At 72.2% G+C, this 24812-nt stretch carries 25 protein-coding genes; 1 reads left to right on the top strand and 24 read right to left on the bottom strand.

The window, feature by feature from the left end:
• Positions 1–40 precede the first annotated feature (40 nt).
• Positions 41–232 (top strand): hypothetical protein, encoded by a 192-nt coding sequence (locus DRB96_RS22395; protein ID WP_162688682.1) that lies wholly within the window; start codon positions 41–43, stop codon positions 230–232.
• 2 nt (positions 233–234) lie between these two features.
• Here DRB96_RS22395 and mobF read toward each other — a convergent pair whose 3' ends face one another.
• From mobF to DRB96_RS22275, 24 genes are all read right to left on the bottom strand, one after another.
• Positions 235–4581: a MobF family relaxase gene (gene mobF, locus DRB96_RS22390; RefSeq protein ID WP_112450064.1), complete on the bottom strand. Its 4347-nt coding sequence runs from the start codon at positions 4579–4581 to the stop codon at positions 235–237.
• 1054 nt (positions 4582–5635) lie between these two features.
• The gene (locus DRB96_RS22385) at positions 5636–5983 is read right to left on the bottom strand and encodes a hypothetical protein (RefSeq protein WP_112450063.1); all 348 of its coding nucleotides are present in this window, start codon (positions 5981–5983) and stop codon (positions 5636–5638) included.
• A gap of 332 nt (positions 5984–6315) precedes the next feature.
• Entirely contained in the window at positions 6316–6549 is a 234-nt protein-coding gene (locus DRB96_RS22380; protein WP_112450062.1) for a pRL2-19, read from the bottom strand.
• Positions 6546–7160, bottom strand: a complete 615-nt coding sequence (locus tag DRB96_RS22375) for a hypothetical protein (RefSeq protein ID WP_112450061.1) — start codon at positions 7158–7160, stop codon at positions 6546–6548. Before DRB96_RS22375 ends, DRB96_RS22380 begins: the two co-directional genes overlap by 4 nt.
• A 59-nt stretch (positions 7161–7219) precedes the next feature.
• Positions 7220–7798, bottom strand: a complete 579-nt coding sequence (locus DRB96_RS22370) for a hypothetical protein (RefSeq protein ID WP_112450060.1) — start codon at positions 7796–7798, stop codon at positions 7220–7222.
• 114 nt (positions 7799–7912) lie between these two features.
• The gene (locus DRB96_RS22365; RefSeq protein WP_112450059.1) at positions 7913–8341 is read right to left on the bottom strand and encodes an NUDIX hydrolase; all 429 of its coding nucleotides are present in this window, start codon (positions 8339–8341) and stop codon (positions 7913–7915) included.
• Between the two features lies 1 nt (position 8342).
• The gene (locus tag DRB96_RS22360) at positions 8343–8606 is read right to left on the bottom strand and encodes a hypothetical protein (RefSeq protein ID WP_112450058.1); all 264 of its coding nucleotides are present in this window, start codon (positions 8604–8606) and stop codon (positions 8343–8345) included.
• Between the two features lie 140 nt (positions 8607–8746).
• Positions 8747–9076 (bottom strand): hypothetical protein, encoded by a 330-nt coding sequence (locus tag DRB96_RS22355; protein WP_112450057.1) that lies wholly within the window; start codon positions 9074–9076, stop codon positions 8747–8749.
• Complete coding sequence (locus tag DRB96_RS22350; protein WP_112450056.1) at positions 9073–9684, bottom strand: hypothetical protein; 612 nt, start codon at positions 9682–9684, stop codon at positions 9073–9075. Before DRB96_RS22350 ends, DRB96_RS22355 begins: the two co-directional genes overlap by 4 nt.
• Positions 9685–9755: 71 nt before the next feature.
• A complete protein-coding gene (locus DRB96_RS44805) occupies positions 9756–10673 on the bottom strand; it encodes a DUF4097 family beta strand repeat-containing protein (protein ID WP_112450055.1) in 918 nt (305 codons plus the stop codon).
• A gap of 96 nt (positions 10674–10769) precedes the next feature.
• Positions 10770–11003 (bottom strand): hypothetical protein, encoded by a 234-nt coding sequence (locus tag DRB96_RS22340; protein ID WP_112450054.1) that lies wholly within the window; start codon positions 11001–11003, stop codon positions 10770–10772.
• A gap of 123 nt (positions 11004–11126) precedes the next feature.
• A complete protein-coding gene (locus DRB96_RS22335; RefSeq protein WP_112450053.1) occupies positions 11127–11540 on the bottom strand; it encodes a hypothetical protein in 414 nt (137 codons plus the stop codon).
• 42 nt (positions 11541–11582) lie between these two features.
• Positions 11583–12053, bottom strand: a complete 471-nt coding sequence (locus DRB96_RS22330; protein ID WP_112450052.1) for a Pycsar system effector family protein — start codon at positions 12051–12053, stop codon at positions 11583–11585.
• A gap of 155 nt (positions 12054–12208) precedes the next feature.
• Complete coding sequence (locus tag DRB96_RS22325) at positions 12209–13354, bottom strand: hypothetical protein (RefSeq protein ID WP_112450051.1); 1146 nt, start codon at positions 13352–13354, stop codon at positions 12209–12211.
• 22 nt (positions 13355–13376) lie between these two features.
• The gene (locus tag DRB96_RS22320; protein WP_112450050.1) at positions 13377–13571 is read right to left on the bottom strand and encodes a hypothetical protein; all 195 of its coding nucleotides are present in this window, start codon (positions 13569–13571) and stop codon (positions 13377–13379) included.
• A gap of 91 nt (positions 13572–13662) precedes the next feature.
• Positions 13663–13857: a hypothetical protein gene (locus DRB96_RS22315; RefSeq protein ID WP_112450049.1), complete on the bottom strand. Its 195-nt coding sequence runs from the start codon at positions 13855–13857 to the stop codon at positions 13663–13665.
• Between the two features lie 101 nt (positions 13858–13958).
• The gene (locus DRB96_RS22310) at positions 13959–14774 is read right to left on the bottom strand and encodes a hypothetical protein (RefSeq protein ID WP_112450048.1); all 816 of its coding nucleotides are present in this window, start codon (positions 14772–14774) and stop codon (positions 13959–13961) included.
• Positions 14775–14859: 85 nt separating this feature from the next.
• Positions 14860–15351, bottom strand: coding sequence for a hypothetical protein (locus DRB96_RS22305; RefSeq protein WP_112450047.1), 492 nt, complete (start codon positions 15349–15351; stop codon positions 14860–14862).
• Positions 15264–16643: a protoporphyrinogen oxidase gene (gene hemG / locus DRB96_RS22300; RefSeq protein ID WP_204357790.1), complete on the bottom strand. Its 1380-nt coding sequence runs from the start codon at positions 16641–16643 to the stop codon at positions 15264–15266. Before hemG ends, DRB96_RS22305 begins: the two co-directional genes overlap by 88 nt.
• A gap of 63 nt (positions 16644–16706) precedes the next feature.
• Complete coding sequence (locus DRB96_RS22295; protein WP_112450045.1) at positions 16707–17930, bottom strand: TIGR04053 family radical SAM/SPASM domain-containing protein; 1224 nt, start codon at positions 17928–17930, stop codon at positions 16707–16709.
• The gene (gene narI, locus DRB96_RS22290) at positions 17927–18652 is read right to left on the bottom strand and encodes a respiratory nitrate reductase subunit gamma (protein ID WP_112450044.1); all 726 of its coding nucleotides are present in this window, start codon (positions 18650–18652) and stop codon (positions 17927–17929) included. The genes DRB96_RS22295 and narI overlap by 4 nt, the downstream gene beginning before the upstream one ends.
• The gene (gene narJ / locus DRB96_RS22285; RefSeq protein WP_112450043.1) at positions 18652–19335 is read right to left on the bottom strand and encodes a nitrate reductase molybdenum cofactor assembly chaperone; all 684 of its coding nucleotides are present in this window, start codon (positions 19333–19335) and stop codon (positions 18652–18654) included. The genes narI and narJ overlap by 1 nt, the downstream gene beginning before the upstream one ends.
• Positions 19336–19358: 23 nt before the next feature.
• On the bottom strand, positions 19359–20900 hold the full coding sequence (narH, locus tag DRB96_RS22280) for a nitrate reductase subunit beta (protein ID WP_112450042.1): 1542 nt from the start codon (positions 20898–20900) through the stop codon (positions 19359–19361).
• A gap of 4 nt (positions 20901–20904) precedes the next feature.
• Complete coding sequence (locus tag DRB96_RS22275; RefSeq protein WP_112450041.1) at positions 20905–24624, bottom strand: nitrate reductase subunit alpha; 3720 nt, start codon at positions 24622–24624, stop codon at positions 20905–20907.
• Positions 24625–24812: the final 188 nt, after the last annotated feature.

Here is a 24812-nt window from a genome sequence, read left to right as displayed (position 1 = left end):
CGGTCAGACGGCCCGTCACCCCTGCTGCGAGACTGCGGCGGTGAGCACCACGCAACGCCGCCCTCTCGGGCACGGTCCGGTTCCACTCGACGACGACCAGGCGCTCCGCGCTGTCCGTGGCCGGACCGCTGCGGAGAGGGCCGCCGAGGAGACTCCCCAGCAGCCCGCCCCGCAGACCGAGACCACGGCCGCGACCGTGCGGCGCAGCCTCGGGGCCGGCCCCCGGGCCTGAGGTCACAGACTCATGCTCGGCCCTGACTGCGTCTGCGTCGGCGCGCTGTAGGACGGCGGGTCGTACTGCGCGGCCTCCCGCTGCTGCCTGCGCTGCTCGGCGGCTGCGGCGGCCTGTCGCTGCTGCTCGACCAGGCGGGCGCTGGTCTCCTGCTCGTGCAGCTGGGGGAACTTCCCGGCGATCTGCTGGCGCCGGGCCTGTTCGGTCTGCGCGAGCTGGGCGTGGCCGCTCCAGTAGACGGCCTGCTCCCCGGACTTCACGGCGTCCCCGTGGAGGCCAGCAGCCTTCCGCTCGTTGATGGCGTCGATGTCCTGGGCGCGCTGGGGCAGGGCGGCCCGCATCTGGGCCAGCTTCTCGCCGAGCTCGTGGGCCTCCCGGGGCGGGTAGCTGGTCGCCCCGAGCAGCTGGGCGTACTTGCTGCTGCGGACGGTCTCCCACGCCGCGTCCTTCGCGTCACGGCTCGCTTGCCGGGCCCGCTGGACCTCCGCGTCGCCTTCCAGGGCCTGCCCGAGGTGGTGCCCGCTCAGCTCCTGGACCTCCTTGCGGCTGGTGCCGGCCAGGCGCAGGGCGAGCCAGCGGGCGTTGCGGTACTTGTCGACCTCCCGGAGGATCTCCCGGGCCTCCTTGGCCTTGTCGGCTGCCCGCTCGGCGTTCTCGGCCTCCCTGAGGTGGGTGCCCAGCAGTTCCACGGCGGTGTGCAGTACGGCGTCGGCGTCCTTAGCCCACTGCTGTCCGGAGGTGGTGCCGGTGGCTGCCTCCCGGTCGAGGCGGGCCCGGAACGCCTCGTGTGCCTCGCGGGCTTTGGTCGCCTTCTCCCTGTAGTCCTCGGCCCGGGTGCCGAAGTAGGTGATGTTCTGCGCGAGCTCCTGGTCGGTCCGCAGCCCGTAGGGCCGTGAGGTCGCGGCGGGAACCTCCCGCATCTCGCGGTCCAGCTGCAGCTGGGCGAGCTGGGCCGTCTGCTCGGGGCTGAGCGCGGCCGGACTCTCCTGGGCAGCAACCTCGACGTCCGCCTGCGGTGGCGCGGCCTCCTGCTGGGCCTGAGCGACCTGGGCGGCGAGCTTGTCCGCGAGGGCGGCCTGGCGGTCGGCGTCGCGCCGGCTCTTCGCCTCCGCCATCCTCTGCACGGACGCCGACTTGGACCGCGCGGCGCGAGCGGAGACCACACGCCGGGCGTTGGCATCCGCTTCTTCCCGGGCCTGCGCGACGGTGCGTTCGGCGGCCTTGTCCTGGCGTTCGGCTGGCTCCGGTTCGGCTTGGCGCAGGGAGGCCGCGGCGCCGTCGCGGGCGGCCACGTGCTCGACCTGCTGGGGCAGGCGCACCGGCTCCGGCGCGGCCCGCAGCTCGTCCGAGATCATCCCGTCCGGGCTCGACTGGCCCAGGTACTTCGCGAAGGACTGGATGGCGCGCTCAAGGAGCTCGGTCTCGGAGCGCGCGGCGCCGAGGCGGGCCTGGGTGGCCCGGTCCTCGATGGCCTGCAAGGGGAGCCAGATGTGGTTGGCCTGCCGGGCGCGGGTGATGCCCGGGTACGTCGCGAACGCGTTCGCGCCGAGCCCGTACATCAGTGAGGTGTCGCACGTGAGCCCCTGAGAGGCCGCGACGGTCATCGCGTACCCGAGGGAGAGCGAGCCGGACGCGATGTCCTCGGGCTTCATCCACGCCGACTCGTTCCTCCAGCCGGACTCCGCCGTGCGGTCCTTGGCCCTCCACGTGATCTGTACGCGGTGGTCGTCGGTGACCTCTGTGATGACGGCCCGGTACCCGTTCAGCACGTCGGGGCCCTCGCCGCGGCGGGAGCGGTAGTCGTTGACGCGGACGCGGACGACGTCGCCCTCGGCGAGGGTGAGGTGGGCGCCGCCGGGCAGGGCGTAGGTGTGCTCGTCGCCGAGTTCGCCCGCGGCCCGCCGGATCTGCTGGGCGCCCGCGTTCAACGCGTCCACGTCCGTGTTGCGGGGGGCCAGGACGACGAGCTTGGACAGCAGGTCCTGCTCGTCGGGCCACTGCCGGCGCAGCTCGTCCCACGCGGTGAGCATCTCGGAACGGGCCTCGTCCGCGGTCTCCACCGCGTGCACGCGTCCGCCGGCGGCGAGCATCTCCAGCGCCTGCTGGTGGTCGCCGGTCCGCCAGACCTCCAGCGCGTGCCGTTCGGCCTCGACCTCCTGGCGGCGGTTCTCGGTGAGGACCTCGCCGTCGACCAGGCGGTGGACCTCGCGGAACCACCCGCCGATCCCGATCGCCTGGAGCTGCTGCGGGTCGCCGACGGCGATGATCTGCGTGCCGGTCCGCGCGGCCTCCGTGAGGAGCTTGGCAGCGGACCGGTCGTCCGTCATCACCGCCTCGTCGAGGACCAGGACGTCGATCCCGGTCAGGCCGGTGCCGCTCTCGATCTGCTGGAGCCAGGCCGCGACCGTGCGCGAGGGGATCGCGGAGGCGTCCTGCAGACCCTGCGCGCCGACTGCCGACAGGCAGGCGCCGGCGTACGTGGTGCCGGTGGCATCCCATGCGATCCGGCAGGCGTCCATCAGCGTGGACTTGCCCGCGCCCGCGACGCCGATGACGGCCTCGATGCCGTTCCCGGCGGTCAGCAGACGCGTCACCGCCTGGCGCTGCTGCGCGGACAGCGCGAAGCCCGAGGCGACCTCGAACACGGAGAGCGCGGCTGCGGCCTGGTCTGCCGTCAGGACGACGCTGCGGTCGCCGAAGCGGGCCACGGCCTGGGTGACGGCGACGTGCTCGGCGTCCAGGACGTCCTGGGTCGTGAACCGGTCGGTGGAGGACATGACGGTGGAGCCGATGTGCGGCAGGCCGACCGCGTACCCCTCGACCCCCAGCACATCGTCGACGAGGCGCTCCAGCGCGGCCGGCTCCGCCCCGATCCCGTACGGGAGGGCGTTGGCGACGGCGGCCAGGAGCTCCGCCCGGCTGAAGGCCTTGTTGCTCGCGGTGAGTCCGGTCTCTGGGTCGAAGACCACCGCGGCGATCACGTCCGGCGGCGGGATCCGCGGACCCCCGCCGGGCCCCGCGAGTGCAACGCCGCCGTCGGGGCCCGGACCGCCGGGCGCGGCGGCCGCGACCATCTCGTCCACGTCGACGCCGGCGGCCTCGGCGCGCTGGCGCCACGAGGCCCGCATCCCGTCCGTTCCGGCGTTGTGTTTGGCCCGTCGGGTCTGCGCGCCCAGGCGCTGCTGCTCCTCCCGGGTGGCATCCTCGCCGAGCTCCTCGGTGACCATCGCCGAGCGACGGCTGAACGCGTCACGCAGCTGCTCGGGCACCCCGTCGATCTCCCACGCCCGGGTGACCTCCGACTGGGTACGCTCGACGCCGAACTTCTCGTGCGCCAGCGACCTGACCCGCGCCTTGAAGTAGGCGTCGGCCGCGCTCGCGTGCCGGTACAGATCGCGGCCGCTGTTGGCGATCGAGCGCCACTGCCCGTCCTCGCAGAGCGCCATGTTCGCGATGACGGTGTGCAGGTGCAGGTGCGGATCGCCCGGGGCGCCGTCGCCCATCGGACGGGCCGAGCGGTGCTCGACGGACCAGCCGACCAGTCCGCCCGTCGCGAGGCGGACCGGGCGGCCGTCCTCGGAGCCGACGCCGTAGCCGATCCACCGCTCCAGCTGACGGAACGTCTCCACCTTCGCCTGGTGGACGATCGCCCGGTACTCCGCCTCCTGGCCCTCACCCATCAGCCCCGCGAGCACGCTGTCGCTCTTCGGCAGATCCAGGACCAGGTCCCATCCCCGAACGCGGGAGTCGACGCGGAGGTCCTTGTTCTCCCACGCCGTCGCCACCACGGCGGTCCCGTATACCTCGGCGAGGTCGAGGCCGGCGGCACGGGCCAGCTTGTGGAGCGTCTCGACGTGCAGCCGGTGCGCCTCCCCTTTGCGGGTGACCATCCGCTGCTGCTGGGCGAGTTTCTTCTGCTGGTACGGCTTGCCCTCCAGCAGGTCCTTCGGCTCCACCCCGGCCTTCTCCGCTGCGGCCTCGATCGCCTTCACCAACGGGGCCACCGTGAGCGTCGCCGACTCGTGGGCGCGGACCGACGTCGGCGTCCCCGCCAGACGCGCTCCCGTCTTTGGGTGGCAGCCCTTCATCAGCCGGCGGGCCGCTTCCTCACCCTCGTGATCGAGCGCCTGGCCCTCGGCGAGACCGACCTCGGACAGCCCGGAGCCCATCCACACGAGCACCCCGTCCGACTTCAGACGGTAACCAACCGCGAGATCCTGCGAGTCGACGCCTTGGGCCTGCTCCGGCTCGATGACCGCCCCGGTGCTCTCCGCCACGCCGCATCCGGCATGACGGCGCAGCCGGTAGTCGACCTGCTCGTCCGCGCTGATCTCCGTCACCCACGCCACGGCGCCCCCTCATATACCCAGGCGCCTTGTGCGCTTGTGCAGTTGCAGTTCACCGGCCGCGGCCGGGGTTACCCGTGAGGGTAACCCCCTTTGTACCTCCCTAGATTTTGATCATGAAACGGAATCGAACACATATACGAATAAGGAGATGGGTTGAAGGGAGGTCGAGAGTAGTTGGGGATGGATGGTGGATCAAACAGTGGAGCTGTAGGGGAGTGGCCGATAGAGGCAGGGATGGTGTTTGGGAGTTGGAGAGATCATCAGGGGATATGGGTGGGCAGGCATATTGGTGAGCCGGCCGACGAGTTGGGGATAATCGCGGAGCGTGATCTGCGGGCGGGGTCTTCGGCAGGGCCGGCGGTGCCGGGCCGGGCCCGGAGCGGCGCCTGGATCAGTCCGACCGTGACGCACGCGCCGCCCATCGGGGCGCGCACGCGGAGGTGCCGAGCCGTCCCGTGGGCGGGTGTCGGGCGCGTCCCGAAGGGCGGTTCAGCGGCCCCCGGATCGCGGCTCGCGCGCACCGAAGAGCATCCGCACTTTGCGTTTGCTTTACCCCTTGGTCCGCGCGGTTTGGTGGTCCGCCAGGGCTGCCGGACCGGTCCGGCAGGGACCGTTTCCGGCTGACCGAATGGACTGTGGATGGTGGCACTGCGGACCGAACCGGGGTGCCGGTTCGGGTGGTCCGTGGTCCCCGATTCCGGTCCACCTGGTCCGTGGGGACCGGTCCCCAACGACGGTCCCCTTGTGTTGGGGACCGGTCCCATTCACGGTCCCCAACGCCATGGGGACGGTCCCCGACACGTCGTCAGGGGGACGGTCCCCGTGACAGCTCGTCAAGGGGACCGTCCCCCTGACGACGTGTCGGGGGGACGGTCCCCGTGACAGCTCGTCAAGGGGACCGTCCCCGTTCGCGGTCCCGTCCGCACGGTCTCCCCACGACCGGTTTGGGCCTCGACCACGAAGCGCACCCACGCGGCGCGGGCAGCCGGAGCCCGGTCCCCGATGCAGTACTCCACACCGCCCCGGCCCCATCCCCCCGTGCTCACTCTGACGATCAGGCGGCGTCCCCGGGGGGTCCTCCACGGGGCTGCTCCGCCGCGGTGGCGAGGACGTCGACCAGGCGACGGAGCGAGTGCAGCGCGGAGTCGTCGGGGGCGACATGGCGCAGCAGCAGGTAGGCGTTTCCGCTTTCCAGAGCGTGGATCAGTTTCCCGTCGATGCCGGTGCTGTCCGCGTCGCGCACGGCGGCCCGCATCGACTCCTCGGTCCAGGGCATCCGCGCGAGGCCGGCTGCGAACTCCAGCTCGCCCTGGTACGGAATCCAGCGGCGTTCCTCGTACGCGGAGAGCAGGGTCGTGGCGTCGCGCTCCACCGCCCGCCATACGAGGTCGGCGGGTCCCATGTCCGTCTTCCCTCGGCTAGGCCGGCCGGAATGACACGAGCCGCACAGGGCAACTTGGCGGGCGGTTCCGGAGCTGTGGAGGGTGACGGTGAGGTCCGGGCCAGCGAGGACCTCGTCCGAACACAGGTGGCAGCGCAGGGCGACGGCGACCAGGCGAAGTGCTTTGGTGTCGGGGGTGCGGGAGATCGGGGTCTTCACCGGTGCCCAACGAGGTTGGCGTACGTGCGTGACGCGGCGCCCTGGGCACAAAAAAAGCCCCCGCCCGCAGAAGCCTGCGGTCGGGGGCTCGTGAGGGGGCGGCGCGGCCGCTCTCTTCGTGTGCGGAGGGAGGATCAGAGGTCCCGGACTTCGATACCAGCGTCGTCGACGGGCGGGCGGGCGACGACGGAGAGCCGCATGGTGCCATCGTCGAGGGTGGCGAGCTGCACGGCGTGGTGGGCGTCTGCGGTGCCGGTCGCGTCCCGGTCGAGGGCGGCGGCGGGCAGGTCCAGGGATCCGCCGTGGTGCATGAGGACGGCGATCAGCATGCGGTGCGACATCTGCGCCGGGTCGGGCAGGCCGGTCACCAGTGGCCTCCTTCGGCGCCGACGAGCTTGGCGATCCGGTGGCCGGCGGAGGCGTTGATCTGCTTCACCGCGAGGGCGACGGCCTGCTTGGCGTCGTCGATCAGGAGCTCTTCGACGGGCCACGTTCCGGCGGGCTGGTGCAGGGTCCAGTCGTCCGCCGGCAGGCGCAGGGTGGCGGCCAGCAGCAGGGCGGGCTTCGACTCGTCCTCGGGGGCCTGCAGGGCGCGGGGTCCGTCGGAGTACGAGTACCGGTCGCTCTCCCAGTCGCGCACGGCGTACGGCGGGCGCACGTCTTTGGTGAGCTGTCCGTGCTGGACGGGGGTCTCGATGACGACCAGGAGGCGGCCGTCGTACGGGGACTGCGTGAGCCGCACCGCGCCGAGATCGGGTCGGATGCGGACGTAGCCGGGGGACATGATCGGCGGGGTGGCGATGGACCAGGCCCAGACGAGGAAGGCGGCGGGATCCTTGCGGTCTTCCTCCCACAGGCCATCAAGGTTTTGGGTGAGGTAGCGGCCGAAGCGGGAGTCGAGCGGGGCGCCGGTGTCGCCCATCTCGCGGTCGTAGTCGTCCGCGACGCGGACGAGGGTGGTGTCGGACCAGTCGGTCACGGTGGGGCTCCTCAAGAGGAGCGGGGCCGGGTTCGGCGGCCCCGCCGGAGGTCGGTCGGTCAGTGGCGGAAGACGGGGCCGAGCTCGCCGCGTACGAAGGCTCGGACGATCTCGGCGACCTGGGAGGCGCCGGCCTCGGACGCGGGGGCCACGATCGACATGACGGGGGCGCCCTGCGCGGCGAAGGAGAAGTTCCAGCCGCCGTCGCTGTGGATGCGGACCTCGACTTCGGCATCGCCGTCGCGGCCGCCGCGCGGGGTGTCGGGGCCGCGTTCGACGAGGATGCCCGGGCCGCCGAGCCGGGCGGTGAGCCCGAGCTCCTGCAGGGCGGCGACGAGGTGGCCGTGCAGGGAGACGACCTTCGCGATGGTGCGCTCGGGCTTCGGGGCGCTCTCGTACTGGCGGGTGACGACGTCGAGCGTTCCGCCCGCGAGGTCGGTCGTCCAGGCCCACTCGGTGGGTGCGACGCCGTGCTTCTCGCCGGCGGCCCACAGGGCGGTGAGGAGTTCGGCGGCGTGCTCCAGGACGCTGGGCGCGTACAGGGCGCGGCGGTTCTTCGCGGCCTTCTCGACGGCGGCGTAGGCCTCGGTGGAGAGGACCGGGCCGTCGGCGGTGGTGGTGGTGTCGGGGGTGGTCATGGTTTCCTCTCGTGGAGCCCGGGGCCGGTATCGACGGCCCCGGGCTTCATGCTGTCGCTCCGTGGTGCGCGGGCGGGCGGAAATGCCGGGATGAACCTGTTGGAGGCGTTGGGTCTAACGGGTCTGACCCGGCTTCACGGCCGCGGCGAGGATGCTGGCGTGGTCGAACGCCAGCTGCTCCGGCAGCTCGTCCCACGGCACCCAGCGGGTGGTGCGGGCGTCGTCTCCCGCGACGGCCGTGGTGTCGGCGGGGACGACGGCGACGTACGCGACCGTGACGTAGCGGCCGCGCGGGTCACGGCCGGGCCGGTCCCAGACGCCGAGCTGGAGCAGCTCCTCGGGGTCGACCTGGACGCCGGTCTCCTCGGCCAGTTCGCGCGCGGCCGCCGACCTGCTCGTCTCCCCTTCGTCCACATGACCGCCCGGCAAGGCGAGCATGCCTTCGTACGGCGGCCAGTCCCGCTCGATCAGCAGGACCCGGCCGTCGGGCGTCATCGCGACCACGTCGGCCGTGTAGCGGATGGTCTCGAACGTCTCGGTCATTTCAGTTCGCGTCCTTGTCTTGGGGGTGGGCGGCGTCGATGCGGGCGCCGGGGAGTCGGGTGTCGATGGCGTGGTGATGGCCGTCGTCGGTGATGACGAGGACGGTGAGGTGCTGGTGTCCGTCGGCGCCGCGGGTGAGCCAGGCGGTGTCGACCTTGGCCTCGAAGGTGACCTTCACTCGGCGGCCGCGGCGGGCGAGGGCGCGGTGGCGGCCCTCGTCGTCGTCGAGGGCCTGGAGGCGCGGGGCCGGCGGGGCGGGCGGCACGGTGACGGTGGTCGGGTGCAGGGTGCCGACCGGGGTGTCTCAGGTGCATGCGGCGTCGACCAGCGGGGGCACCGACTTGTAGGCGGCGCGGCAGTGTCCGCAGTACCAGACCCGGCAGGTGCCGGGCCTGGCGCCGGCGGTCACGGGCGGGCGGGGGCCGCGAGCGCGGCTCGGGCCCGGTCGATGCGCTGGGCGGGGTATTCGGAGGCGTACCCGGCGGCCTCGTCGAGCTGTTCGGCGGCGTCGCCCTCGGGGAGGTCGCGGCTGGTGTCAGTGATGAGGTCACCGAGCAGGTGCAGGAGGCCGTGGTCCCCGCCGTCGGGGCGGTGCAGGGCGTCGAGGATGAGCTGGCGGTGCTGGGGCTGGAGGGGGCCGGTGGAGGCCTCGCGGTGGGCGTCGGCGAGGGCGTGGCGGGCGAGGTCCAGGAGGTGGGCCAGGCGGCGGCCGGTCGCGTCGGGGGACTGGGTCATCGCTGGTCACCTCGGTGGGTGGTGAGCAGGACGGTGACGGCGGCGGCGCTGACGCCGATGATCCGGTGGAGGGACTCGTCGAGCTCCATCCACGCGGTCCCGGGGCCGTTGGCCTCCGCGTGGACGCTGCCGTCGGGGTCGAGGCGGACGGTCTGGCAGTGGTCGATGTAGCCGCGACGGCCGGTGCGGTCGGCGATCCAGAGGAAGAGGGCGCCCCTGTCGATTACGGCGTGCGTCACGCCGTTGATGACGGCGCCGGCCAGGAGCGCGCCGGGGCCGATGCGGTAGCCGAGGGCCCGGGTGAGCGCCAGGGCGGCGCTGGTCTGGATCGCGGTGTACTCGGCGGCGTGCCTGCTCGCGGCGATCCTGCCGCGGGTGGAGGCGGTCGTGGTCGCCTCGCCGGTCCGGCCGTCGCCCTCCTGGACGGTGGTGCCGTCGGCGTAGACGGAGTGCTGGCCGTAGAGCCGCTTGCAGCGGGCGACGGTCGAGTCCTGGCCCCAGTGGTCACAGAATCCGTGGACGGCGTCGAAGGTGGCGAGGAGTGCGCCGAAGAGGGCGAGGCGCTCGATGGCCGGGGTGCGGGTGAGTCGTAAGGCGGAGCGGATCATGCGGTTGTCTCCGTTGCTCTGCTGCAGGTGGAAGGGGAAGTGGGTGGTCGGGCGGAGCGCCAGGCCGCGTGTCAGCTGGTGCGGCGGCGAGGGCCGGAAATGCTCCTGCGCTGGGGGGTGGTAACCCTCCCGGACATGCTGTTGGCCTTCACGTCGAGGCCGTCAGCCTGCGCCTGGTCGGTGGCGGTGACCGTGATGGAGCCGGACATCGACTTCGCAGTGATGTCGCCGCCGGCATTGGCGTGCACGCGGATCGCGCCGGACATCGTGTTGAGGCGGGCGGTGCCGCCGAAGTCGGCGACGGTGACGGAGCCGGACATCGTGGTGGCCTCGGCGACGTCGGTGCGGCCGAGCCGGATGCCTCCGGACTGCGTCTGGACGTGAAGGCTGGGCGAGTCGTTCACGTCGATGGCGCCGGACTGGGTGGAGGCAGTGACCTGCTCGGCCTTCCCGGGGACGCTGACTTCCCCGGACTGGGTGGTGGCCGCGACGGCGGCGAACGTGCCGGTGGCCAGGATGTCGCCGGAGTGGGTGCGGACCAGGACCGAGCTGCCCTCGGGGACCCTCGCCGTGATCTCGATCGGCGAGCTGCTGGGCAGGGTGACGACCCCCTGGCGGCTGTCGGCTCGTCGGCCGCCGACGGTGACGCTGTTGCCGTTGCCGGTGATGACCACTCCGGTGACCGTTCCGGTGATCACGCCGAAGTTCTGGACGACGTGGATACCGCCGGTGCCCGTCACCAGGTTGGTGCCCTGGCTCCCGTTGCCCTTGACGTGGGCGACGAGCGCGCCGCGGGCGTCCCACTGGAGGCGGGCGCCGTGGACCGCGTCGGCGCTGGGGCCGCTCTCGTCGGTGGTGCGGATGGCGATCTCGGCGGCCTTGATGGTGCGGTCGGTGCGGATGGTGACGGTCCCGTGGGCGCCCAGGAGGCTGGCGTCGATGGTGATGGGACCGGCCTGCGGGGCGGTGAGGGTACGGGTCTGCGGCATGCTGGTGTCTCCTCGGTTCCTGCTCTGGACGGGGAACCCCGGGGGCGGCCGTGCCTCTTGGCCGATGCTGCGGCCGCCCCTGGGATCTGCGCCGGCCTACTGGCCGTCGGCGGTGTAGCGGATGAGCTGCTTGCGGACGTGCTCTCGGGAGAATCCGAGGTGCGCGGCGACCGCGTTCTGGGTGAGGGTCTTGAACTCGATCTCGGCCTTGACCGTCGCCCAGTAGCTGCGTTGGGCGGCCTCGATGGCGGTGTCCCGGATCTTGACGGCGTCGTCGAGGCGCTTCTTCGCCGCTTCGGTCTCGGGGGTGTCGGGTCGGGCGGGGGTCATGGGGATCAGCTCCGTACGGGATTGAGGGACGATGTGGCTGCCCCCTGCTCCGGGTTGGAGCGGGCTGGGACGCGGGGCGGTCGGCGTCAAGGTTGGTAGCCGGGTGGCCGACCGCCCCGTGCATCAGGTCCGCAGGCCGGTGCAGCCGTGGGCGTCGGGGTCTCCGAGGAGCCGCTCGGCGGTGTTGATGTCGTGGTCAGACCACCGGTCCGCGCGGATGGAGGCCCCGCAGGAGGCGCAGGACCAGGTACGGCCGCCGCGCAGTTGCCCGTTGATGCGGGCGGTGGTCCGGCGGAGAGCGTCACCGAAGAACGTCTGGGCGAGGATGCCGGCGGCGACGGCGAGGCCGCCCAGGAGGGCGAGCCGTCCGGCCTCGGGTCCGGAGTCGTGGAGGTAGGCGTTAGCGGCGAGCAGTGCGGCGACACCGGCGATGATCGGGCTGATCAGCTCGGCGCCGACCACGGCGGCGTAGCGGATACGCAGGCTGATGCTGCGGGGCGAGGGCGCCGGGGTGTTGGTGGTGATGACCTCGGTCATGGAGCGGGCCTTCCTGTTCGCGGGGCGGGCGGTGCGGGACGGTCAGACGAGGGTGGCGGCGAGGGCCAGGGCGAGGGCGCCGAGGGCGCCCGCCGTGGTGAAGATGGCGACCCGCAGGGCCCGCATCTTCTTGAGGGCGATCTTGGAGAGGACTACGAGCCGTTCGGCGCTGCGGTCGACGGCGAGGTCGGCACTCACCTGCTCGGGCGTGCAGGTGGCCCAGTGGAGGTAGGAGCCGCGGGCGTCCCCGCCGAGGCGGGGCAGGACGATCGCGAGGACCAGGAGCATCGCGGCGGCCAGGCCGGCGGCGCCGAGCCCGACGAGGACGGTGGCGGCGGTGGGGAGGTCGCGGCCAGGGACGGCGGCGATGAGGACCGTGAGCGGGATTCCCAGGACAGTGAGGAGCGCGGAGGCCTTGGCGTCGGTCCGGCCCATCTCGGCGATGACGTCGGTGCGGGCCTGCGCGAGGCGCGCGGTGGTGGTGTCGGCCGGGGTGGTGGAGGACTGCGTCATGGCGTTCGACTCCTTCGTCGCGGTCGTGCGGGCCGCTGCCCACACTCAAAGAATGCCAACTCACAGTTGGCATGTCAACGGGAGATTGGCCAACTTCTCGTTGGCATCTCTCAAATGTTGCCCCTGTTAGACCCAACAGGGGTAATCGGTGCTGGTCAGGCGATTCGATCAGCCTCGACGTCATCACAGATTTCACTGAGGAAGGGCCACAGGACGTCGTCCCGGCCGTACTGGGGGTCGACGATCGTGAGCTGCCAGGAGCTCAGGACACCCTCGTGGGCGCCCGGGCCGATCTGGTTCGGGGGCCAGATCGTCTCCAGCACCTGGCGGTCCATGTGGGCGCCGAACTGCGTGTACGGCTCGCCGTCCACGGTGGTGACGATGACGCCGTCCCGTCCGGCACCGGGCGTCGCGGCGGTGTGCACGATGCCCCAGAGGCCGGCGTCGCGGGCCGAGAGGGCGAGGCGGCGGAGCAGGCCGGTGTCGGCGCCCAGGCCGGTGACGGCGGCGCGCTGGCTCCAGTGGGTGCCGTCGGGTTCGGTGGTCTCGATGCCGGGCTGGGAGCAGTCGGTGATGAGGCCGGAGCGGTTGAGGCGGGCGAGGACCGGGATCAGGTGGGCGGTCTCGGGGTCCGGGCCGTACCGCGGCTGGTAGCCGGCCTGGCTCGCGACGGCGCCGGTGAGCCAGAGGGCCACCCGGTCTCCAAGGTCCTGGAGGCTGTCGGCGCTGCGCCACAGGCGACGGTCGGCACGACTCATCCAGGGCAGTCGGATCTTCGCGACTAGCCCTTCCGTGGAAGGCCGGGGGTGTTGGGTCCAACGGGTCTGACTGGTGCTGGGGTGGGGTGAGGACGGAGCGGGCTGTGCCGCCGGGCTGGCCGCCGAGACGGTGCCAACCGGCACACCGTCTGCCGACGCGTCCTCCTCGTCGGCCACTCGCTGGAGTGCCACCCGGACCGTGACGTCCGTGTCGATGGTGATCGCGTCCAGCAGCGGCTGGTGCAGCGCCTCATACCCGGCCGTGTAGCCCCGGTGGTAGCGACAGAAGTCGTCGGCGGCCTCCCCGCAGGCGGGGCAGTTCTCCCAGTCCCCAGCGTCGCTCGGCTCGATCTCCACCCGGTGCTCAGGGTCGGAGGAGGGCAGGGCGAGCGCGGCCTCGGGGCGTACGAGGCCCAGCTCGCGCATCGTCCAGTCGTCGGGCAGCTCGCGCAGCTTCAGGGCAAGCGCCGCGGCGACGGCGGGCTGGTGGCCGACGAGCCTGTTCCACAGGTCGCCTGCTGTACGGAAAGGGTCGTCCGGCATCACGGTGCTACCTCTTCCTGGGTCACGGGTTGATGTTGGAGACGGTGGAGGTGACGCCCTCCACGCCCTGCTGGACGGTGGGCGCGAGGGTGGTTCCGGCGAGGAAGAAGCCGAACAGGACCGCGACGATGGCGGCGGGCCACTTGAGGTGACCGCCCCGGATCATGACGACGAGCACGAGGGCCAGGACCACGACGGCGGAGAGCGAGAGCTGCACTGCAGCCTCCTTCGGTTCGGTGACGACATGCGGGCGCCCGCCCCGGGAGACCGGGGCGGGCGCGTGGAAGAGGTGGGTGTGACGTGCAGGGTCAGGAGCCGGCCTTCTCCAGCTCGTACCCGTGGCACAGGACGGGGCCGATGAGGATGCCGATCCGGTCGACGGTCCAGCGGCCGCCGGTGAGCGGGCCGGGCGGGGTCTCGTCCACGATCCGCCCGGTCCGTCCGACCGCACGGCTGTCGTCTTCGCAGCTCACGATCCGTACTTCGTCGCCTGCTTTGAACATGGCCTTCTCCTGGTCGCTGGCAATGGATTCCGTGCAGTTAGGGGTGTTGGGGGTAACGGGCCTAACTGTGTTTGCAAGGTGGGTTTCCGGTGGCGGCTGGTTCAGCCGTCGTCGCTCTGGCCTTGGGTTTCGCGCTCGTGGGTCCGCTGGGATTCCCGCTCCGCCTGGGCCTCGCGCCGCTCGGCGGCCCGGTCGCGGCGAATGTCGCGGCGCTCCTTGTCGGCGCGCTCTTCGCCGCGCTGGGTGGCGTCGTGGGCCCGTTCTTCGCCGCGCTCCATGCGGTCCTCGCGGTTCTGTTCGCTCTTGTGCCGCAGCGCGGAGTTCTTGCTGACCGCGTTGATTCCGGCGGTGGCGGTTCCGAATCCGGCTTTGCCCGCGTCGGCAACTTTCCCGGCCGCTCCGGCCGTGGCGGTGACCGCCGATCCGGCAGCTCCGGCGATCTGGCCGGCGGCTCCGGCGACGGCGCTGACGGCGCCGAAGGCTCCGGTGAGGGCACCGAAGGCGGCCTTGGCGGTTCCGCCACCGCTGGGGGCGCGGCCGCGTTGGTCGCCGGGCTGCTGGCCGTTGGCCTTGGCGAACTGGGCGGCTGCGGCCTGGGTCTTGGCGTCGGCGGTGCCAGTCTCGAGGATTCGGCCCTCCAGCTTCACGCCGCCGGGCAGGGTCACGGCGATCTTCCCGGGCTTGAGCTGGGTGGCGATGGTGGCCAGGGCCTGGGCGGTGAGGCCGTTGAGGGCGAAGAAGCACTGCTTGCCGCCGACGCCGAGTCGGTTGGCTCCGTGACTCTGGCCGCAGGTGGCCATGACGGCCGGGCCGGACGGGAGCAGGCGCAGTGCGGCGGGCTTGCGGCCGGCGCCGTCGGGGCACTCGACGGTCTTGCCGCCGATCGTGAGTGCGGCGACGCGGATGGTGGTGGACACGGAGCTCCTCCGGAGTCGGGGTCGTACGGCACCGGCACCGCCCTGTGCTGGAGGGCGGGACCGGTGGAGTTCGAGGTGGGGTGAGTCAGTCCTGGCGCCAGGTCCCGGACAGGACGCCCTCGAAGGTGCCGGTGCGGGGCTTCCTCTTCCGCGGGGCCAGGACGTAGACGAGGCCGAGCAGGAAGGCGATGGAGCCGAGGACCTTGGCGGCGGTGATGACGGCGGCCCAGACCCCGGCGGCGGCTGCCGCGGCTCCGGCGCCGATGGCGGGGCCGTATATGGCGGCTACGGTGACGGCCGCGCCGGCGGCGCCCGCGTACATGTAGGTCTTGAGGGCGCGGGTGGAGTAGGTCCAGGCGGGCAGTCGGCGGCCGGGGACCGTGGCGGGGGCGACGGGCAGGAGCGGCTCCGCCGGGGTGGTGGGGACGGGCTCGAAGGTGCGGGTGACGGTGCCGTTCGCGTGGGTGGTCTCGGTGGGGGTGCGGGGGTCTACGCCTCCGCGAGGACCTGCCGGGCCGCCGCGCGGCCCGTCGCGACGCAGGCGGCCACGCCGACGCCCTCGTAGGCCGCGCCGCACAGGGCGATGCCCGGGAGCTTGCCGGCGGCCTCGCGGATGCGGGCGACGCGGTCGCGGTGGCCGACGCCGTACTGGGGCAGGCCCCGGTCCCAGCGGGTGACGCGGGTGGCCAGGGGTTCGCCCATCGGGCCCACCGCGCGGTGCAGTTCGGCGATGGCGGAGCGGACCAGGTGCCGGTCGGGCCGGCTGAGCAGCTCGTCCTCGCCGATGCGGCCGATGGACGCGCGCAGCACGAAGGTCTCGGGGGCCGCGTCGTTCAGCCAGGACCACTTGTTGGAGAGGAAGGACGCGGCCTTGAGGGTGTGGCCGTCGACCGGCGGGACCAGGAAGCCGTTGCCCTGGGGGAGGAAGTGGGCCTGGGCGCGGGAGAAGGCCATGGTGATCACGGCCGTCGAGGCGTGCGGGATCGAGGAGAGCTCGGCCTCGGCGAGGGGCGAGTGGGGGCGCAGCAGCTCCGCCGCGGCGAAGGCGGGCAGCGCGAGGACGACCGCGTCCGCCTCCATCGTCAGCGCGCCGTCGCCGGTCATGGCCTGCACGCGCCAGCGGTCGCCGGCGGTCCGCTGCAGGGAGCGGGCCGTCGTGCCGGTGAGGATGCGGGCCCCGCAGGCTTCGGCGACCGCCGCCGGGAAGCGGCCGGTGCCGCCGACGACGCCCTGGACGGCCACGGCCGCCGAACGCGGGGCGCCCGCCGCGCGCATCCGGCGCAGGGCCGGCAGGAGCGGGGTGCCCTGTTCGGCGAGGGCCGCGATCCGGGGCATGGCCGCGCGCAGCGAGAGCCGGTCGGCGAGGCCGGCGTAGACGCCGCCCAGCATGGGCTCGATCAGCCGGTCGACGGCCTCCTGGCCGAAGCGGGCCGACAGGTACGCGGTGACCGAGCAGTCCTCGGTCAGCGGGGTGGCCGGGAGGGTCTCCTCCGCGGCGACGCGCGCGACGCCCTCGGGGGAGAGCAGGCCGGTGCCGATCAGCGTCGAGGGGTCGGTGGGGACGCCCATCACGTGGCCGGCGGGCAGCGGGCGCAGCCCGCCGTTGGTCCAGATGGTGGTGGGGGCCTTCGCCGGATCGCACAGGGCCTCGCCCAGTCCGACGGCGGCGGCCAGTTCCACGGCCTCCGGGCGCAGGGCCATGAGGGATTCGGCGCCCTCGTCGACGGTGATTCCGGCGATGGTGCCGGTACGGAGCTTCCCGCCGACCTTGGCGTGGCTCTCCAGCACGGTCACATCGGCCTGGCCGCGCAACTGCCACGCGGCGGCCAGACCGCTGATGCCGCCACCGATGACGATCACTGAACGCATTGTGTTCTCCCGTGGCCCCGAGGCCGATATGTGCCCCTATGAAACATATGGGAACCGAGTGGGTCAGCGCCTCATGCTTTCGGCCAGCGCCTTGAGGTCCTCCTGGTACGGGAAGCTGCCCGGCTCGTACGCGCAGTACGGGTCGGCCTCCAGCACGTCGCGGGTGAAGCCGTACGCCCGCGAGCGCGACCCCCCGCACACCGTCTTGAACTCGCACGCCCCGCACTTGCCGCGCAGCAGCGACGGATCGCGGAGCTTGGTGAACAGTGCGGAGCCCCGGTAGATCTCGGTCAGCGGGTGGTTCTTCACGTTGCCCGCGGAGACGGGCAGGAAGCCGCTGGGGTGCACCTCGCCCGTGTGCGAGATGAAGACGAACCCGCGGCCCGAGGAGACGTCCATCGGCGGGCGGCGCACGGCCCGCCGCTCGCCCTCGAACAGCCCGAGCTCGCGGGCGCGGTCCGACAGGCGCCCGTACAGCCCGCCCAGGACCGGCCGCTCGCCGCGGGCTTCGAGGACGGTGCGCTGCAGCGCGACCCGCCGGAAGTGGTGGCCCTCGGTCGTCTTGGTGGCCATCACGGCCCCGCAGTCGTAGAGGAAGTGCAGGACGTCCTCGACCTCGGCGGCCGTGAGCGAGTCCAACTGCTCGCCGCGCCCGGTCGGGACCAGGACGAAGCCGGACCACAGCATCGCGCCCTCGCGCTTGACGAGCGAGGCGATGTCGGCGAGGTCCTCCAGGCTGCCGCGGGTGACCGTGGTGTTGATCTGGACCTTGAGCCCGAGCTCCCGGGCGGCCCGCCAGCCGTCCAGCGTCCAGTCGAACACGCCGGGAACGCCCCGGAAGGCGTCGTGGCGCCCGGCCGTCGAACCGTCCAGCGAGAGGGAGAGCGCGATGGCGCCCGCCTCGCGCACCGCCACCAGGTTCTCCGGCGTCAGCGTGGGCGTACCGGAGGGGGACACGGCGACGCGCAGGCCCAGCGAGGTCCCGTACGCCACGAGGTCGGTGAGGTCGGCGCGCTGGAAGGGGTCCCCGCCGGTGATCACGAAGAGCGGGCCGGGCTTGCCGAAGGCGGCGATCTGGTCCATCACCCGGCGGGCGTCCGCGCCGTCGAGCTCCTCGGGGTGGCGGGCGGTCTGCGCCTCGGCCCGGCAGTGCAGACAGGCCAGCGGGCAGGCCCGCGTCGCCTCCCAGATCACGATGAAGGGCCGCTCGCCGACCGCGTGCCGGGGCCGGCGCACGATGGTGCGGTGCGTGGCGGGAACGGGCCCGCGGGTGGGGTGCGGGGTCACGACACGCGCTCCCAGCCGCGCTTGGTCTCGCGGTTGGCGAGCTGCGCGGGGTCCCGCTTGCGGTAGACCACGTACGGCCGGAACAGGTACTTCAGCGGCACGGAGAACGCGTGGACCAGCCGCGAGTACGGGATCAGCGCGAACAGCGTGAAGCCGAAGAGGATGTGCAGCTTGAAGGCGAGCGGGGCGCCCGCCATCAGGTGGTGGTCCGGGGTGAAGGTGAACAGGCTGCGGAACCAGGGCGAGATGCCGTCACGGTAGTTGTAGCCGTCCGTCATTCCCGTCGAGTTGAGGACCGTGGCGGTGAGGCCCAGCACCATCGCGCCGAGCAGGAAGCTGTACATCAGGTGGTCGCTGCGCAGCGTCGCCCTGCGCACGGCCGGGACCTTGAAGCGCCGGTAGACCAGGATCCCGATGCCGGCGGCGGCCGCGACGCCCGCGATCGCGCCGGTGGAGACGGCCAGCAGGTGGTAGGCGTGGTCGCTCAGGCCCGCGGCGTCGGTCCAGCTCTTCGGGATCAGCAGGCCGACCACGTGGCCGAGGACCACGAAGAGCATGCCGAAGTGGAAGAGCGGCGAGCCGATGCGCAGCAGCCGCGACTCGTGCAGCTGGGAGGAGTGGGTGGTCCAGCCGAACTTGTCGAAGCGGGCCCGCCAGACCGTGCCCGCGATCAGCAGCGCGATCGAGACGTACGGGAGCACGCCCCACAGGAGGAGGTCCATCAGGCCGTCTGCCTTTCGGGTGTCACGGGCCACGGGAGGTCGGCGGGGGTCCGCAGGGGGAGGTCGGCCGGCATGTCGAGGCCCGGCCCGAACGGTTCGAGCGCCGAGCCCGCGCCCACCAGCTCCTGCGGCGGGCCGTTCTTCGCCAGCGCCTTGGCCTCGGCCTTGGTCTCGGGGGAGGGTCCGGGCAGCGTCGAGCAGACGGCTTCGAGGACCCGGGCGTACGGGGAGGCGGACTCGGTGAGCGCGAGCCGCAGCAGCTCCAGCCCGGCCCGGTGCTCCTGGAGCAGCTCGGTGCCGGCCTCCTCCACGCGGGCGGCGAACTCCAGGGCCACCGGCAGGAAGTCGGGCAGTTCCTCGCCCGCGTACTCCAGCCCGAAGTCCCGGTAGATCCGCTTCAGCCGGACCAGGGACAGCCCGCGCCGGCGGGTGTCGCCGTCCACCCACCACGTGAGGTAGAGGCAGCGCCGGTTGCGGGTGTCGAAGGTCGAGGTGTACTGGGCGCACAGCTCGATCGGGGTCTGCCGCTCGGCCTCGTCGAGGAACGAGCCGAGCAGTGCGGCCGGTTCGGCGGGCACCCCGGCGAGGGCCGCACGGAGCCGCGGGAGTTCATCGTGGAAGTAGTCGCCGGGGTACTGCAGGACACAGCCCGCGACCAGTCGTACCAGTGCGGGGCCCCCCATCGGGCCTCTCGGCGGTCGCACGCTCACTTGCCCCTCCTCGTGGAGCCGAGGTTGAGCATCACCCGGGGCTCGGGCAGGGCGCCGACCGGGCAGCCCTGCTCGGCGGCGGCTGCGGCCCCGTCCAGCGGGTGGGACCCGGCGAGCGCCTCGGCCTCGCCGCGGGCCGCGCTGGGCACCACGAAGCGGTCCTCGATCTTGGCGATGGCCAGGAGGCGGAACATGTCCTCCATCTCCTGCCCGGACAGCCCGACGGCCCGGGCGATCGACTCGTCCTTCTCCTCGCCGAGGTTGACGCGGCGCATGTAGGCGCGCATCGCGGCCATCCGGCGCAGCACCGCCTCCACCGGCTGGGTGTCGCCGGCGGTGAGGATCGCGGCGAGGTACTCGACGGGGATGCGCAGGGCGTCGATGGCGCCGAAGAGGTTCCCGGCGTCCTCGCCGTCGCTGCCGGTGGCGGCGACGGCCTCGACGACGGGGGAGAGCGGGGGCACGTACCAGACCATCGGCATCGTCCGGTACTCCGGGTGGAGCGGGAGGGCGACCTGGTAGCCGGCGATCAGGTCGTAGACGGGCGAGCGCCGCGCCGCGTCGAGCCACTCGTCGGTGATGCCGGCCGCGCGGGCGGCGGCGATCACGGCCGGGTCCTCCGGGTCCAGGAAGCACTCGACCTGCGCGGGATAGAGGTCGTGCTCGTCCTCGACGGACGCCGCCTCGGCCACCTTGTCGGCGTCGTAGAGCATCACGCCGAGGTAGCGCATCCGGCCCACGCACGTCTCCGAGCACACGGTCGGCATGCCGACCTCGATGCGCGGGAAGCAGAACGTGCACTTCTCGGCCTTGCCGGTCTGATGGTTGAAGTACACCTTCTTGTACGGGCACCCGGTCACGCACATCCGCCAGCCGCGGCACTGGTCCTGGTCGACCAGGACGATGCCGTCCTCCTCGCGCTTGTACATCGCGCCCGAGGGGCACGAGGAGACGCACGCGGGGTTGAGGCAGTGCTCGCAGACGCGCGGGAGGTAGAACATGAAGCTCTGCTCGAACTCGAAGCGGATCTTCTCGCCGACCTCGTCGCGGATCTTCTCGACGATCGGGTCCTTCGGCGCGTGCGCGGGGGCGCCGCCGAGGTTGTCGTCCCAGTTCGGACCCCACTCGATCTTGTCGATCGGCTCTCCGGTGACCTGCGAGACGGGCCGGGCGGTGGGCATGTCGTCGCCCGCCGGCGCCTCGGTGAGGTTCTTGTACTCGTAGGTCCACGGCTGGTAGTAGTCGTCGATCTCCGGGAGGTCCGGGTTGGCGAAGATCTTGCCCAGCTTGGCGAGGCGGCCGCCGGCCTTGAGGCGCAGCTTGCCGGAGCGGGTGCGCTCCCAGCCGCCCTTCCACTTCTCCTGGTCCTCCCACCGGCGCGGGTAGCCCTGCCCGGGGAGGGTCTCGACGTTGTTGAACCAGACGTACTCGGTGCCCTGCCGGTTGGTCCACGCCTGCTTGCAGGTGACCGAGCAGGTGTGGCAGCCGATGCACTTGTCGAGGTTCATGACCATCGCGACCTGTGCCATCACGCGCATGTTGTTAGAACTCCACCTTCTGGTCGCGGCGGCGGATGACCGTCACCTCGTCGCGCTGGTTGCCGGTCGGGCCGAGGTAGTTGAAGGCCCAGGTCAGCTGGGCGTAACCGCCGATGAGATGGGTGGGCTTGAGCATCACCCTGGTCAGCGAGTTGTGGATGCCGCCGCGGCGGCCGGTCTTCTCCGTCTTGGGGACGCCGACCGTGCGCTCCTGCGCGTGGTTCATGTAGACCGTGCCGGGCGGCATCTTGTGGGAGACGATCGCGCGGGCGGTGATCACGCCGTTGCGGTTGACCGCCTCGATCCAGTCGTTGTCCGCCACGCCGATGGCGGCGGCGTCCTGCGGGGACATCCACACCGTCTGGCCGCCGCGGCCCAGCGTCATCATGTAGAGGTTGTCCTGGTACTGGCTGTGGATCGCCCACTTGTTGTGCGGGGTCAGGTAGCGGACGGCCACCGACTTCGCCTTCTCGTCGACCGTGCCGAGCTCGGGCTCCCCGTACAGGGTGTGCATGTTCAGCGGCGGCTTGTAGACGGGCAGCGATTCGCCCACCTCGTGCAGCCAGTCGTGGTCGATGAAGAAGTGCTGGCGGCCGGTGAGGGTGTGCCAGGGCTTGAGGTGCTCGGTGTTGACCGTGAAGGCCGTGTACCGGCGCCCGCCGGCCTCGGAGCCCGACCACTCGGGCGAGGTGATCACCGGGACCGGGCGGGCCTGGGTGTCGGCGAAGGTGATCCGCTTGCCCTCGGCCTCGGCGGCCAGGTGGGCCATCGGGGTGCCGACCTTCTTCTCCAGGGTCTCGAAGCCCTGGGTGGCGAGGCGGCCGTTGCTCGTGCCGGACAGCGAGAGGATCGCCTCGCAGGCCTGCTGGGCGGTCTCCAGGCGCGGGCGGCCGTCGGCGACCCCGCCGCGGACCGTGCCGTTCTTCGCGCCGAGGTAGGCGACCTCCTCGCCCACGTCGAAGGTGATCGCCTTCGTCGTCACGCCCAGCGTGTCGACGAGCGGGCCGAGCGCGGCGAACTTCTCGCCGACCGCCCCGTAGTCGCGCTCGACGACCGTCAGGTTGTACATCGTCCGGCCGGGCACCGGCTCGCACTCGCCCTTCGACCAGTCCAGCGCGACGCCGCCGGGCTGGGCCATCTCGCCGCCCGGGGTGTCGTGCTGCAGGGCGGTGGCGACCAGGTCCTTGCGCACGCCCAGGTGGGTGCCGGCCAGCTCGCCGAACCGCTCGGCCAGGGCCTTGAAGGCGTCGTAGTCGGAGCGGGCCTGCCAGGGCGGGTCCACGGCCGGGGTGAAGGCGTGCAGGAAGGGGTGCATGTCCGTGGAGGACAGGTCGTGCTTCTCGTACCAGGTGGCGGCCGGGAACACCACGTCGGACAGCAGCGTCGTGGACGTCATCCGGAAGTCCATGGACATGAGCAGGTCGAGCTTGCCCTCCACGTCCTCCTCCCGGTACGTCACGTCCTTGGGCGTGCAGCGGGGCCCGTCCTCGGGGAGGTTGGAGTGGGTGCCCAGCAGGTGCTTGAGGAAGTACTCGTTGCCCTTGGAGCTGGATCCCAGCAGGTTGGCCCGCCACACGTTCAGCACGCGCGGCCAGTTGTGCGGGGCGTCCGGGTCCTCGCCCGCGAAGCCCAGCTCGCCGCTCCTGAGCTGCCGGACCGTCTCCGCGACGGGGTCCTCGGCCTCGGCCAGCTCCAGCGGGTTGCGGTCGAAGGTCGGGTACGAGGGCATCCAGCCCATCCGGGTGGCCGCCGCCAGGCAGTCCGAGCCCGTCATGCCCTCGAAGGCGCCGGTGGCGAGCGGCGAGGCCAGCGCCTCCGCCGGGAGGGTGTCGTAGCGCCACTGGTCGGTGTGCAAGTAGAACCAGGCCGCGCCGATCATCTGGCGGGGCGGGCGCGACCAGTCGGAGGCGGCCGCGAGGGTGGCCCAGCCGGTGACCGGGCGGCACTTCTCCTGGCCCACGTAGTGGCCCCAGCCGCCGCCGTTGCGGCCCTGGCAGCCGGTGAGGGTGAGCAGCGCGAGGAAGGAGCGGTAGATGGTCTCGGAGTGGAACCAGTGGTTCGTGCCCGCGCCCATCAGGATCATGCAGCGGCCCTCGGACTGCTCCGCGGTCCGCGCGAACTCCCTTGCCACGCGCGCCGCCTGGGCCGCCGGGACGGAGGTCAGCGACTCCTGCCAGCCGGGGGTGCCCGGGGCGCTCGCGTCCTCGTAGCCGGTGGGCCACGCGCCGGGCAGGCCCTCGCGGCCCACGCCGTACTGGGCGAGCATCAGGTCGAAGACGGTCGTGACGAGCCGGTCCCCGCCGGCGGTCGCGAGGCGCCGCACGGGCACGCCGCGGCGGATCGTGCCGCGCGCCTTCCCGTCCTCGTCGAGGCCCTGTTCGTCGTCCTCGAAGCGGGGGAGGGTGATCTCCGCGCTCTCGTCGGCGGTGCCGTACAGGGTCAGGCGCGGGACGGTGTCGCCGAGGTCGAGGTTCCACTCCGGCTTCTCGTTCTTGCCCCAGCGGTGGCCCAGGGTGCCGTTCGGGACGACGGTCCCACCGGTCGCGTCGTCGATCAGCACCGTCTTCCACCGCGCGTTCTCGCCCGCCGGACCTTCCGTGTGCCCGAGATCGGCGGCGGTGACGAACTTTCCCGGAACCAGACCCTGTTCGGTCTCCTTGAGGGAGACCAGGAAGGGGAGGTCCGTGTACTTCCGGACGTAGTCCGTGAAGAAGGGGGTCTGCCGGTCGACGAAGAATTCCTTCAGGATGACGTGGCCCATCGCGAGGGCCAGCGCACCGTCCGTACCGGGGTGCGGGTGCATCCACTCGTCGGCGAACTTCGTGTTGTCCGCGTAGTCGGGCGAGACGGCGACGACCTTCTGGCCGCGGTAGCGGGCCTCGGTCATCCAGTGCGCGTCCGGGGTGCGGGTGACCGGGACGTTGGAGCCCCACATCATCAGATAGGCGGCGTCCCACCAGTCACCGGACTCGGGCACGTCCGTCTGGTCGCCGAAGACCTGCGGGGAGGCGACCGGAAGGTCGGCGTACCAGTCGTAGAAGGACAGCATCGGCGCGCCGATGAGCGAGTGGAAGCGGGCGCCGGCGGCGTGCGAGGCCATGGACATCGCCGGGATCGGCGAGAAGCCGGCGACCCGGTCCGGGCCGTGCTCCTTGATCGTGTGCACGTGCGCGGCGGCGACGATCTCCGTCGCCTCCTCCCACGTCGCGCGCACCAGCCCGCCCTTGCCGCGCGCCTGCTGGTACGTGCGCCGGCGGACCGGGTCGGACTGGATGTCGGCCCAGGCCTCGACCGGATCGCCCAGGCGCGCCTTGGCCTCGCGGTACATCTCCAGGAGGGCGCCGCGCACGTACGGGTAGCGCACCCGGGTGGGGGAGTAGGAGTACCAGGAGAAGGAGGCGCCGCGCGGGCAGCCGCGGGGCTCGTACTCGGGGCTGTCGGGGCCGACGGAGGGATAGTCGGTGGACTGGGTCTCCCAGGTGATGATCCCGTCCTTGACGTAGACCTTCCACCGGCAGGAGCCCGTGCAGTTCACCCCGTGCGTGGAGTACACGACCTTGTCGTGGCTCCACCGGTCGCGGTAGAAGGCCTCGGCGGCGCGGCCGCCGGTCTTGTGGACGGTCCGCAGGTCCGCGGAGACCTCGGCCCGGGTGAAGAAGCTGCCCGCCTTGATCAGCGAATCGGCGGCGTCCTGGTGTTCCTGACGTCCGTGGCGCTCGTGCAAGGCGACCCTCCAGGCCGGAATAGAGGCGGTGCGTGCGGTCCGGGCAAGATGACCCGCACACGACGCTACGCCCGGCCCCGGGGCGAATCCGATGACAAAGGTCCCGTACGGCCATGACCTAATTCCGGTCTTTCACAGGCCGAGTGGATGCCACCCTGAAAAGGGTCAACTCCGGGGCGGAACCGGAA

Origin of the sequence: Streptomyces sp. ICC1, from assembly GCF_003287935.1 — a bacterium.
Classification (GTDB): Bacteria; Actinomycetota; Actinomycetes; order Streptomycetales; family Streptomycetaceae; genus Streptomyces; species Streptomyces tritrimontium.
The sequence above is the reverse complement of the archived record's forward strand: the minus strand, read 5'-3'. Positions and strand labels throughout refer to the sequence as shown.